Annotated in this window: 11 protein-coding genes; 2 read left to right on the top strand and 9 right to left on the bottom strand. The window is 62.0% G+C overall.

All coding sequences use genetic code 11. The features are described from left to right. Positions 1-8: 8 nt before the first annotated feature. Together ppk2 and KHO30_RS06235 are read right to left on the bottom strand one after the other, a co-directional pair. The gene (gene ppk2, locus KHO30_RS06240) at positions 9-935 is read right to left on the bottom strand and encodes a polyphosphate kinase 2 (protein ID WP_093637223.1); all 927 of its coding nucleotides are present in this window, start codon (positions 933-935) and stop codon (positions 9-11) included. Positions 936-1,128: 193 nt separating this feature from the next. Then, positions 1,129-1,518: a VOC family protein gene (locus KHO30_RS06235; protein WP_200621760.1), complete on the bottom strand. Its 390-nt coding sequence runs from the start codon at positions 1,516-1,518 to the stop codon at positions 1,129-1,131. Positions 1,519-1,635: 117 nt separating this feature from the next. On the opposite strand from KHO30_RS06235, the gene KHO30_RS06230 reads away from it, so the two are divergent. Further along, a complete protein-coding gene (locus tag KHO30_RS06230) occupies positions 1,636-2,682 on the top strand; it encodes a S1C family serine protease (RefSeq protein ID WP_093637229.1) in 1,047 nt (348 codons plus the stop codon). Positions 2,683-2,823: 141 nt separating this feature from the next. Here KHO30_RS06230 and ggt read toward each other — a convergent pair whose 3' ends face one another. From ggt to KHO30_RS06200, 6 genes are all read right to left on the bottom strand, one after another. Then, positions 2,824-4,557: a gamma-glutamyltransferase gene (gene ggt, locus KHO30_RS06225; protein ID WP_093637232.1), complete on the bottom strand. Its 1,734-nt coding sequence runs from the start codon at positions 4,555-4,557 to the stop codon at positions 2,824-2,826. Between the two features lie 233 nt (positions 4,558-4,790). Continuing rightward, positions 4,791-6,194, bottom strand: coding sequence for an MFS transporter (locus KHO30_RS06220; RefSeq protein ID WP_211700994.1), 1,404 nt, complete (start codon positions 6,192-6,194; stop codon positions 4,791-4,793). 260 nt (positions 6,195-6,454) lie between these two features. Further along, a complete protein-coding gene (locus tag KHO30_RS06215; RefSeq protein WP_200652941.1) occupies positions 6,455-7,219 on the bottom strand; it encodes a phosphocholine cytidylyltransferase family protein in 765 nt (254 codons plus the stop codon). A gap of 26 nt (positions 7,220-7,245) precedes the next feature. Then, entirely contained in the window at positions 7,246-8,265 is a 1,020-nt protein-coding gene (locus KHO30_RS06210; protein ID WP_054040708.1) for a flippase-like domain-containing protein, read from the bottom strand. Continuing rightward, on the bottom strand, positions 8,262-9,092 hold the full coding sequence (locus KHO30_RS06205) for a HalD/BesD family halogenase (RefSeq protein ID WP_200652939.1): 831 nt from the start codon (positions 9,090-9,092) through the stop codon (positions 8,262-8,264). The genes KHO30_RS06210 and KHO30_RS06205 overlap by 4 nt, the downstream gene beginning before the upstream one ends. After that, positions 9,089-9,784, bottom strand: a complete 696-nt coding sequence (locus KHO30_RS06200) for a CDP-alcohol phosphatidyltransferase family protein (RefSeq protein ID WP_093637243.1) — start codon at positions 9,782-9,784, stop codon at positions 9,089-9,091. Before KHO30_RS06200 ends, KHO30_RS06205 begins: the two co-directional genes overlap by 4 nt. A 241-nt stretch (positions 9,785-10,025) precedes the next feature. Between KHO30_RS06200 and KHO30_RS06195 the strand changes: the two genes are divergently transcribed. After that, entirely contained in the window at positions 10,026-10,460 is a 435-nt protein-coding gene (locus tag KHO30_RS06195) for a hypothetical protein (protein ID WP_211700993.1), read from the top strand. A gap of 30 nt (positions 10,461-10,490) precedes the next feature. Here the strand turns inward: KHO30_RS06195 and KHO30_RS06190 are convergent, their stop codons facing one another. Next, positions 10,491-12,449 (bottom strand): PhoX family protein, encoded by a 1,959-nt coding sequence (locus tag KHO30_RS06190; RefSeq protein ID WP_211700347.1) that lies wholly within the window; start codon positions 12,447-12,449, stop codon positions 10,491-10,493. Positions 12,450-12,505 lie beyond the last annotated feature (56 nt).

Below are 12,505 nucleotides of genomic sequence, written 5' to 3'. Positions count from 1 at the left end.
AAGATCGATCAATAAATTTCAGGCACGATGATCGACGACGGCACCGGCTGGCGGCTGTATTCGTCGTGATAGACCCGCGCCGGCAATTCGATGAGCGGGTGCTCGATCTCGTGGTACGGCACCTGGCTCAGCAGATGGTGAATGCAGTTCAGGCGCGCGCGCTTCTTGTCGACCGCCTGCACGACCCACCACGGCGCCTCGGGAATATTCGAGCGCTGCAGCATGACTTCCTTCGCCTGCGTATAGGCTTCCCAGCGGCGCCGGCTTTCCAGATCCATCGGACTCAGCTTCCACTGCTTCAGCGGGTCGTGGATGCGGTTCTGGAAGCGGATTTCCTGTTCTTCGTCCGTAATCGAAAACCAGTATTTGAGAATCTGCACGCCGCTTCGCGCCAGCATCTTTTCGAATTCCGGCACCGAGCGGAAAAACTCTTCGTACTCGTCGTCGCTGCAAAAATTCATCACGCGCTCGACGCCCGCGCGGTTGTACCAGCTGCGGTCGAACAGCACCATTTCGCCACCCGCCGGCAGATGCGACACGTAACGCTGGAAATACCATTGCGTGCGTTCACGGTTGTTCGGCGCCGGCAACGCCGCCACGCGGCACACGCGCGGATTGAGCCGCTGCGTGATGCGTTTGATCGCGCCGCCCTTGCCCGCCGCGTCGCGCCCTTCGAAAATCACCACCAGCCGATGGCCGGTCTGCACGATCCAGTCCTGCAGTTTGACAAGCTCGCCCTGCAAACGGAACAGCTCGCGGAAGTACACCTTGCGCGCCTCGCGATGCTCGGGCGTGAAGCCGTCCGCGCCGTCAATGATACGGTCGTCGACCTCCATTTCGAGTTCCTCGTCGTAGGCATCGATGAGGTCCTCCTCGAAACGGCGCTGCCGTTCTGCCATGACTTCGGCCTCGGGTCTCGGATCCAGCTCTTTCATTGCGACTCTCCTGGCAACGGAAATGGTTAGGCGCGCGGCGCATACGCGTCGCGAACGGGTTCGATTATCGAAGCGCGAAGTGTCAACCGTGTTACCAGCGCGGCCGCCACGCCTTGGGGCGACGGACGCTCGCCGGCGGTTTGCGCGCCTTATAGCTCAGCCATGATAGCGAGTTTAGCGCGGCCACCCGGCGCTAACGCAACGGTTTCGCGAAGCTGAGTTCGTGGCCGTCGGGATCGGTGATGTGGAAATAGCGCTCGCCCCACGGCGCATCGGACGGTTCGAGCGACGGCTTTAAACCCGCTGCCAGCGCCTTCCGGTAGAGCGCGTCGACATCTGAGACATAAATGATCACGCGGCCCCACCAGTTGACTGGCGCACGCGTATCGACAATCAAGTTCAGATACGAACCGCCGAATGCAAACGAGGTAAACGCTTCCTGCGCACCACCGAATTTGATCGGAAAACCGAGCGCTTCGTAAAATAGCACCGCGCGGGGCATATTGCCGGTGGCGAGCGTGATGGCGCTGAGGGATTCAATGCGCGGTTCGAGTGACTCTGTCGACGCTGCGGGCGAGTTCATGGCGGCTATCTCCTTGTTGGCATGGTAGCGCCAGACAGGTTCGCATGGCGTGTGTCCGCACTTGAAAAACCCGCCCGCCGCCCCGCATCTGGATTCCCGTTTATCCGGAGCATCGCCATGGGAAGCCGTCCACGCTTCATCGATGACCTGTCGCGCGCCGCATCCGACGCCCCCGGGTCCGATCCACTCACCGCTTTATCCGACGACGCCCTGCTCGACGCCTATTCCCGCACCGTGATCGGCGCGCTGGAACGCGTTCAGCAGGCGGTCGCCTTCATTTCCGTTGAACGCCGACTGCCCGGCGCGCCGTCCGGGCGCGACAGCCGCGGCGCACGCGGCGGCACCGGTTCGGGTTTTCTGTTCACGCCGGACGGCTATCTGCTCACCAACAGCCACGTCGTGCACGGCGCCACGCACATCACCGTGACGCTCGCCGACGGCGCTAAATTTGATGCCGATCTGGTCGGCGACGACCCCGGCAGCGATCTGGCCGTGCTGCGCATCGGCTCGCCGGAGCCCTTGCCACATGTCGAACTCGGCGAATCGTCGAAACTGCGCGTCGGCCAGATCGCGATCGCGGTCGGCAATCCGCTCGGCCTCGCGCAAACCGTGACGACCGGCGTCGTCTCCGCACTCGGCCGCTCGCTGCGTTCGAATTCGGGCCGCATGATCTACGACGTGATCCAGACGGATGCCGCGCTCAATCCCGGCAATTCGGGCGGCCCGCTGATTAATTCGGCCGGCCAGGTGATCGGCGTGAACACCGCGATCATTCCCGGCGCGCAGGCGATCTGCTTCGCCACCGCGATCGATACGGCCAAGTGGGTCATCATGCAGATCTTCGCGCACGGCCGCGTGCGGCGCGCGTACATCGGCGTGGCCGGCACCACGAGGCCGCTGTCGCGCCGCGTGCAGCGCTATTTCGGCCTGAGTTCGGAGAGCGGCGTGCACGTCATGGAAATCGTCAAAGGCAGCCCGGCCGCGCTCGGCGGTCTGCGCACCGATGACACGATCGTCGCGATCGATGCGCTCGCGGTGCAAGATGTCGATAGCCTGCAACGCACGCTCGATGTTTCGCGTATCGACAAGCCGGTTAACGTGACCGTGTTACGCGGCGCGCAACGGCTCGAATTGACCTTGACGCCGGTGGAGCAGACGAGCTGATTCACTCGACTGGCAGTGGTGGAAAATAAAAAAGCCTCGCACTCAATTAAGCGCGAGGCTTTTTTCTGCATGCGGCGCATCAGCAAAGACGCGCCGCTCAACTGCACTTTCAACTGCACCTAAGCGATTGAAGCCAACCGCTTACTGGATCACCCGCGTCACACCACGGCCGCGCGGATCGGCTGCCGCTTCCGGCGTATCGCCATTGACCTTGATCGCCTGGATGTCGCCGCTGAAATCCTGCCCCTTCAGCGTGTAGCCCTTGGCTTCGATCTGCTTGGCGAGCTCGCCGTCGATCGGCTTGTACGGCTCCCAGAAAATCGTGTTCGGCGGCAACAGCTGGTGATGGAAGCGCATCGCGCCCACGGCTTCCGGCAACGGCATGTTGAAGTCGTAGATGTTGTTGATCACCTGGAAGATCGACGTGAAGATACGCGAGCCACCCGGCGTGCCGATCACGAGCGACACCTTGCCGTCCTTCGTCAGAATCGTCGGGCTCATCGACGACAACGGGCGCTTCTTCGGTTCGATCGAATTCGCGTCGCTGCCCACCACGCCGAACATGTTCGCGACACCCGGCTTCGCAGAGAAGTCGTCCATCTCGTCGTTCAGCACGATGCCTGTGCGATCCGCCACCACACCCGACCCAAAGTAGCCGTTGATGGTGTACGTGTTCGACACCGCATTACCCCACTTGTCGATCACCGAGAAGTGCGTGGTTTCCGCTTTCTCCGGCATCGTTGTGCCCAGACCCGGCTGCACGCTCTTCGTATCCGACGGCGTATTCGGGTTCACTTCCGCGGCACGTTTGGCGATGTACGCGTCGTCGGTCAGTTGCGCGACCGGCACCTTGTAGAAGTCCGGATCGCCGAGATACTGCGCGCGATCGGCGAACACGCGCTTCTCGATCTCAGCAATCAGGTGCACGTATTGCGCGGAATTAAGCGTGACGTCCTTGAAGTCGGGCGCAATGTCGGCCTTCATCTTCAGCAACTGCACGAGACCGATACCGCCCGAGCTCGGGGGCGGCGCGGTAATCACGCGATAGCCGTTCCAGTCCGCCTGGATCGGCTGACGCCAGACCGCCTTGTACTGTTGCAGATCGGCCTTCGTAATCAGACCGTGACCGCGCATGGACGCCGCGATCAGATCAGCCGTCTTGCCCTGGTAGAAGTCTTTCGCGCCCTGATCCGAAATACGCTGCAGCACCGCGGCGAGATCCGGTTGCTTGAAGTTGACGCCCTGCTTCAGGTTGCCGAAGTAGGTATCGAAGTTGGTCTTGCCGGCAAAGTCTTTCGCTGCGTCGTCGCGGCGTTGCTGCAACTGCTCGCTGACTTCGAAGCCGTCACGTGCGTAATGAATGGCCGGTGCGAGCACCTGCTTCCATTTGAGCTTGCCGAAGCGGCGCTGCGCTTGCCACATGCCGTCAACGGTGCCCGGCACACCCACCGCGCGATAACCGAACAGGCTCATACCCTTGATGACCTCGCCCTTGTCGTCGAGGTACATGTTCTTCGTCGCGGCCAGCGGGGCGCGTTCGCGATAGTCGAGGAAGTACGGCTTGCCGTCGACATACAGCGTCATGAAACCGCCGCCGCCGATATTGCCCGCTTCCGGATACGTCACGGCAAGCGTGAAGGCAATCGCGACTGCCGCGTCGACAGCGTTACCGCCTTCCTTGAAGATCTGTTCCGCAGCGTCGGCGCTGTACTTGTCGGCCACTGCAATGGCGGACGCCGTGAGAACTGCCGGCTGCGCTTTCTCGGGCGCTTTGGCAAAGGCTGGAGTAGCTTCGAGAAAACCGCTCGAAACGGAGATGAGTGCGACCAGCGCAAGTCCGCTAACGGACGGCTTGGCGTTGTGAAACAACTTCATTGGTTATATCCCCCAAGACGACTTCTTCATCTGACGATAATAAAAGCTGCCTTGGGCTTATAACATGCCGGTCCGTCAATTGCGAAGCTGTTGCACGCATATGGTGCATGTTGCAGCACACAAAAATTACCCTATCTAACGACGCTAATTGCCGCGAGTAGCCGTGCTCGAATCGGCGTCGAACACAATCGGTGCGCCGCACCACGAAGCGCAGCGCACGCTGGGTTGAACACTCAGGCGCTGCCGCGGCTGCCGCGTGCGATTTCGTCGCCGGCGCCTTGCGGCAAGCGCGCGGTCACCGGAATCGACAGGAACGAGAACAAGCCGACCACGAGAAACGCCGGCCAGAAGTCGGAGAACACGATCGTCGAATGACCCTGCACGTTATGCGAGATTTGCAGCACGATGCCGGCAATCGTCACGCCGAGCCCCAACGAGATTTGCTGGATCACACTCGCGACGCTCGTCGCGCGGCCAACGTCGCGGCTTGGAATATCCGCATACGCCAACGTATTCAGCGAAGTGAATTGCAAGGACGGGAAGAAGCCGCCGAACAGCACCACACACCAGATCAACCAATGCGGCGTGCCGGGAAAGAACAGACCGTAGACGGCAATCGCGAGTCCCGCGCAACCGGCATTGAACATCAGCACCGTGCGGAAACCGAACCGTTCGAGAATGCGCGACGCAGCCGCTTTCATGAAGATCGATCCGAATGCAGACGCGCAGGTGATCGACCCCGACTTGAACGCGGTCATGCCCAGACCTTCCTGCAAGGCGAGCGGCAACAGAAACGGCACCGCGCCGAGGCCAATGCGAAACAGCGAGCCGCCCACCACGCTCGCGTGAAAACTCGGAATGCGCAATAGCCGCAAATCGAGCACCGGCAATTCGACGCGATTCGCGTACAGCACGTACACCACCAGCAGCAGCACGCCGATCACGCACATGCTGATCGATACCGTGTTGGACACCAGTTCGCCGCCTACCAGCGAGAGCCCCAGCATGAACAGCGACGCCCCGCTCGCCGACAACACGAAGCCGGTCCAGTCGAGCCGGCCGGGATGCGCTTCACGCACGTTGGCGATGTGCTTGTTCGCGAGCCAGATACCCAGCAGGCCGATTGGAATGTTGATGAAGAAGATCAGGCGCCAATGCAAGTACGTCGTGATGAAGCCGCCCAGCGGCGGCCCGACTACCGGCCCGAGCAACGCGGGCACCGTCAGATAGTTGACCGCGCGAATGAAGTCCGACTTCGGCACCGAGCGAAAAATGATGATGCGCCCTACCGGCACCATCATCGCGCCGCCGAGGCCTTGCACGAAGCGCGCAACCACGAAGGTGCCGAGTGACGTGGACGCCGCGCACATCAGCGAGCCGGCCATGAAGACGCCGATTGCCGTGCGAAACACCGTGCGCGAACCGAAGCGGTCAGCAACCCAGCCGCAAATCGGAATGAAGACGCCGAGGCCGATGACATAAGCCGTCACGGCGAGCTTGAGGGTGATGGGGTCCTGGCCGAGATCGCGCGCCAGAACGGGCAGCGACGTCACGATGACCGTGCCGTCCACGTTTTCCATGAACATCGCACACGCGACGATCAGCGGAACGATGAAAGTGCCTAAAGCGAGAGGCATTGGCATGACGACGGGTTGCAAGGCCGTCGGTGTAAAGCTGCGATTATGGCATCGCATCGACAACAGATGTTGTTAAGTGAAGCCTTTTCGTACTTGCACAGACGACGCATTGCTATCTGCCGCCCAATAGTTGAGCGCGCAACGAAGCTGAGTTGATTGCGAAAAAACAGAAGGGGAGAAAATCGACGCGATGGTGAGCCGGCATACAGTCGGCTCACCATGCAATACAGCGGTAATTCAGAAGCGAGACTTGACGAGACTTAGCGCGATGCACTGACCAGCGGTTGCAGCTGCGGCAGAATCTCGGTGCTTGCGCGAGCGACGTCGTTCGGGAAGTCGATCTCGATCCACGGCGCGCCGGTCACGTCGGCCGTGTCGAACACCTGGCTGCGTTCCAGCAGCAGGTCGCGCACCGCTTCTTCGTGCGGCATGTTGGCCCGGCCGCTATCCACGTAGCCCGCAACGATCTCCGCAAAACGTTGCGCGGTTTCCTGACGGAAGCGGAAGAAGCCAACCGATTCGCCGATGGTGTCGTAGTCGAGATTGACAGCGAGCTGCTTGCGCAATTCGACCGGCACGCCGTCTTTCAGGCACAGCTTGACGGGTTCGTCGCCAGCTTCGAAGTCACGGTCGATCAACAGGCGGTTGACCGTCTCACCCTTCACCAGCGCGTTCAGAATGCGCTCGTCGTAGAGCACGTCGGCGTCCATCAGCAGCACGTCGCCGCCGCGCGTCAGCGCCTCGGCCACCGTGTGCACCGTCAACACGCTGCCCAGGTCGTAACGCGAGTTCAGGACCGTTTCCACCTTATGCGGCCAATTGATCCGCTCCAGTTCCGCCTGCACCGATTCCGGCTGAAAACCGAGCGCCAGCACGACGTCGGTCACGCCGGCGGTTTCCAGCATTTGCAGATGCCGTTCGAGCAGGCTCATGCCGTCGAACTGCAACAGGCACTTCGGGAACTGTGCCTGCGGCGGTTGCTGGAGACGCAGGCCGAGGCCCGCTGCGAGGATGATGGCACGCATGCACAGTCCTTTAAAGAATTCGGAGATTAATCGACAGCCGGAACGCGCCCCGTGGCGCGCCGCCGTTGCCAGCTTCGTTCGCTGAAGTGCAACACCAGTAGTCCAGGCAAACCGAGCAGAATTTCACGTGCGCGCTTGGCGAGCGACAACGCCAGCGCCGCATCCGGCGGCAAACCCACGAGCGGCGCGAGCAACAGATAGCCGCCTTCCTGCACACCGAGCGAGCCCGGGATCATGAACGCCGCGCCACGAATTGCCTGGCCGAGACTTTCGAGCAGCAGTGCGTCGACCCAGTCGACCGGATGGCCGAGAAAGCGCAGCGCGAGCCACACCTCGACCGTACCGACGATCCAGCCCACCAGACTCAGTGCGAAGCTTGCCGCGACGCGGCCGCGCTCGCGGTAGATGCCCTGCACGGCAGTGTCGACGGCTTCGGCGCGCGTCATCAGCGACGACCAGTCGCGCTTGCCGAACAGCTTCGAGACCACGCCCAGCAATCGACCGAACAGGCCGTGCCGCTGCGCATAGTAGAAGCCCGCGATCATCGCGCCCAGAACGCCAGTGGCAATCAGCGTAGCGGTTCGCAAATCGTGAAGCGCGCCGTGCGCGGCGTAGGCACCGAACAGCAGCAGCCCGAGCAACGCGAAGACGATTTGCGCGACCGCCTGTGCCGTGGTGCTGACGGTAACGGCTGCGGCCGCGTCACGCATGCGCATGCCGCGCTGGGACAGTTGCCGCACCATCACCACCGGGCCGCCGATCTGGCCAGCCGGCAACAGGCTATTCACCGATTCGCCGATCCAGCGTGCGAACAATGCGTCGCGCACCGTCGCGTTGTGATGCACGCCGTCATGCTGACGCTGGAACAGCACCGAGATTGCGCCGGCGTCGAGCACCAGCGGCACGAGGTGAAACGCCGCGACAAGCACGAGTCCCCAGCCGGCCGCGGCCAGCGCCGAGGCCACGGAGCCGAAACCCTGCCACGCGAGCAGGCCGACAAAGAGCGCCGTTCCGATCGACAGCAGAATCAGGGCCGCGCGTGTCATGCGGGGTCCTTGCGGCGTTTCGTCATCTGACGGAAAACCTGGCGGAAACCGAAGTACGCGATCGCGTCCTTCATGTTCGAGATGAAACGGCGCCACGGCCGCATGTTCGGGTCGGTGACGTATTCGAAGGTAAGCGACACACGCATTTCGTTTGCGCCGGCCGGCGTGATGCGATGACGCAGTTTGTCGCCGTCGAAGAACACCAGGCCGCCCGGCGGAATCTGCACCGAGCCGGGTTGATCCGGCACGTCCGGATTGCGCGTATGCAATTCGTAATCGAGCCGGCATGACGATTCGTCGATCACACCGAGCAGCAGCGTATAACGGCGGCCGTCATAGTACGAAGTATCGTAGTGCCAGCCGATGTGGTCGCCGGCCCGCGTGTAGTAGTACAGCGCGTAAGCGTGTGGATCGTCCGCAGGCGACACTTGCAGCTTGTCGCCGCTGAGTTGCTCGAGCCAGCCGATCAGCTCCTTCGAGCGATACAGTTCGGCGATGAACGGCGCGAGACGATCGATCGTATGACGGCTGACGCTGCCGCCCTGCTTGTGGCCCGGCAGATAGTTGCGGTTCACTTCGTCGAGGAGACCGCGCGCGCTCTGCACGAGCTGGGCGGTGACTTCGGGCGCAAGGAAATCTTCCAGATACAGGAACGCGCCCTGATCGGTGAAATCCTTTGAGAGACGGCGTGTGTCGAACGTGCGCGTGCGGCTCGCTACGGCGCGATCGGCATTCGGCGCGGGCACGGCCGACGATGCCAACGAAGAGGCCGGCGAACGTTCAACTGAATTTGCTGCGATCACGTCGTCTTCGGCGTGCATACTCATTCACTGGCCCACATTTGACTGGTTTCAGACGCCTTGACGGGGGCAACCGCCGAGCGTGCGGCGCGGCGCGCAACGCGCCAGTAATCGACCACCACCCAGACGGCAAACAGCGGCGCGCCGATCGACGCGACCACAACGAACGGCATGACGACGCTTGTCAGCGTGACGATGGGAAGCAGGTACAGCACGTCTTCGGTTTCGAAACCGCCGACCGTTGCCTGCTTGGTCCCTGCCTTGCCCGCCATCTCCTCGATGCGCATGCGCAGGAAGAAAATCAGCGCGACCGCAACGCCCGCCACGGCACCCAGCCAGCCGGGTGAAACTTTCAATGAGCCGACCTGCGCCGAACCGACACCCATGCCGACGAACAACATCACGGTCACGAGCGCGTCGCACGCCAGATCGTAAAAATGACCGATCCGGCTCGACTTTCCGCCGATGCGCGCGAGTTCGCCATCTGTGTGGTCGACAAAGTTCGACAGCACGATCAGAAAGGCGCCCGCATTGGCCCAGGCAAATCCGCCGTGGGCGAGACAGAGCGCGCCGGCAAGCCCGATCAGCAGGCGCAGCGTGGTCAGATGGTTCGGCGTGACCCACGTGTTGACGAGCGGCGTGACTAGTCGGCGGGCGAGCCTCGCATCCCATGTTCTGGGGGCCGGAACGTTAATTGGAATTGATGGTCGCGAATTCATAACCCGGAAATATATACGGGATCGTAAAACCTTGCTTCCTTCCTTAACGTTTTCTTAAGCGCTTATTGTTGCCGATACGTGTCAGACGCCGGGCAAGATATGCCGAATCACGTTAAAGTGCGAATCCAGTTGCGCCTGTCACGCCCGATTAGTTCGATGCGCAATGTCTTTTAGAGGTGCGGTGCATCGCCGCCACCCGTTGCGAACTCACTACATCGAACGCGGGCCGCCATTCACGTATATGAAACGCTTCTTTTCGTCCGTACTCCTTGCGCTGGCTGCCGCCGCGCTGCCGCTCAGCAGTCATGCTGCCGCTCTCGACGCACCGCTCGCCTGCAATGAGAGTGGTCATCAGTTCATTGCCGATCTCGCCCAGCAGCAGTTGATCGATCCGAAGCCAATGCGGGTCGAAAGCAACTCGATCAATGCGTTTTCGCCGGCGCAGGGCGCCGACCTGACCGCATTCGGCTTTCACGTTTTCGCGGTGGTCGGCTACGAAAAAGACGACCCGATGTTTCGCGTCGGCGACGGTGAACCCGTGGCCCGCTCCGCCTATGGCGTCGTGGTGTTCGGCGGCGAATCCAAGGTCCAGGCCGCGCTCACCGAGGCCGGCAGCACAGCGATCGTGCATCGGGTGGCGCCGCTCGTGACGGCGATTTTCTGCAAGCGGAGTTGAGGCGGCGGGTCGCGCCGCCTCACTCGCCCCCTACAACTTGATCCCCGCCGGATCCGCCGTCAGATACCCCACCGTCGCGCCGAAGCGGTCCTTATAGTTGGCCCGCACGAGCGGATCGAGTGTCGATTGGATCTTGTCGTGCAACGGACTTTCCCAATCGCCGACATGCTGGAAGTTGCTCATCACGTAAGTCCAGCCGTTGATTTCGTCGACCGCATGCAGACCTGTCGACTCCGCGCCCGCCGGGCACGACAACACACGTGCGAGCGTTTTCGTATCGACGTTGTAAGCCCACAGAAAATTGTTGACGTGCATGCCGCTGTCTTCGCCGATAAAGAGCGTGCGCAGTTTCTCCGAGAATTTCAGGTTGTCCGGATTCGCAATGCGCTCCGGGTTCGCCGTATTGCCAAGCACGTCGGCGGACGACAGATCCTCGCCGACCAGCGCAACAGGCGCGGCCATATCCACCGGCACCCAGTCGCTGTTGATCGCGCTGCCGCTGCGGTCGCGCTGGCCGCCCTTCATGTTCAGCGCGTAAACCGCACCGGCGTTGATCGCCTTGTCGACGGCGACATCGGTCGATGCGGCATGACCGCGCACCATCGATTTCTCGATGCGTGACATCGCCGAATACAGCACCTTGTCCTTGATATTGACCGTCGTGCCTTCGAGCTTCGTGAAGCCCATGCTGCCGCCCGCCAACGCTGCGTAGCGATGGGTTTCGAGGAAGGTCGCCGCCTTCGTCATGCCCGATTTGACGCGCACCCAGTTGAAGGTGCCGTTGTAGTTGATCTTCGTGTAGGTCGAATCGACCGGGTCCTTGGTCGCGACGTCCATGACGTCGCTCGCGCTCAGTTGATTGGCGAGCGCCTCGATTTCATCGCTGGTCGCGTGGCCCAGATTGATCCAGGAAAGCGTTGCCGCGCCAGCCCCGCTCGACGACACCTGCGTCCACTTTGCGACATACAGCGTGCCCGCCGACAGATCGGCCTCGCGATCGGCAATGAACATGAAGAGGCCACCGTTGGTCGCGTCGTCGCCCATCAATACGGTGCGCTTATCCGGCATCACCTGAATCAGTTCGTGCGAGATGCGGCCGAGGCAGTAGTGTTTCCTGATCGTGCCGGTGCCGTCGGGATTGACGGTCACTTCCGGCAGATGGCCGTAGTGATAGGGGTTGGCGGTGGTTTCGTCACCGTAAAGGCTGCGGCTGAAGCCCTTGAACTGACTGTTGCTTGCGATCGTCGCGGCGTCCGGCTCGTACTCTTCGCTCGACAGATGCGTGTTCCACGGCGACAGGCTCGCGCCGCAGGTGATCCACAAGCCATGCGCCTTCGACGTATCGACGTTGTGGTAGCCCACCAGCGTGAGCTTGCCCGTGGCCGGGTCCTGATCGAGCGTGAGCACGGCGATCGGCGACGGCAACTGGCCATACATCGACTTCAGACTCTGATCGCGGGTCGCGTATTCGAACTGCACGACGGCGAATACCGCATTGCCCTTAAGGCCCTTCACCGTGGGCTTGTCGAGACGAATCAGCGAACTGCCGTCCGGGCAGTCCGAATAGAACTGGCGCTCTTTGCCCGCCACCGATTTATCGACGATCGGCTGATTGTTGATATCGAAGTAGCCGCCGGCCAGGATCGTGCCACCCTTGATGTTCGGCACCACGTCGCCGGTCACGAAAAACGGCTGGTACGCGAGCTTGAAGGTACGGCTGCTGCCGTCGCTCAGTTGCACCGAGAGTGTCGAGGCGACCGTGGTTTTCGCCATCGCGGCGGGGTCCGCCAGCGTCGGCGCGGCCATGCCGCTGAATGCCGCGGAGACGAAGTTGGCCACCGGCTTGACCGGCGTCGCCGCCAGCCCGTCGCCTCCGCCGCCGCACGCGGTCAGCATCGACGCCGTTGCAAGGCCGCCTAGCGGCAGCATCGGCGCACCGGCGAGGAGTTTCAGGGCCTTGCGGCGGGAAAGGTCGAACGGCTCTGCCATGTTGTCGTGATCCAGGGTTTGGGTAGCGTGGGTGAATGCACAGCCGGCACGCACTC

Source organism: Paraburkholderia aspalathi (assembly GCF_905220735.1).
Classification (GTDB): domain Bacteria; phylum Pseudomonadota; class Gammaproteobacteria; order Burkholderiales; family Burkholderiaceae; genus Paraburkholderia; species Paraburkholderia aspalathi.
This window is presented reverse-complemented; position numbering and strand designations above follow the sequence as displayed.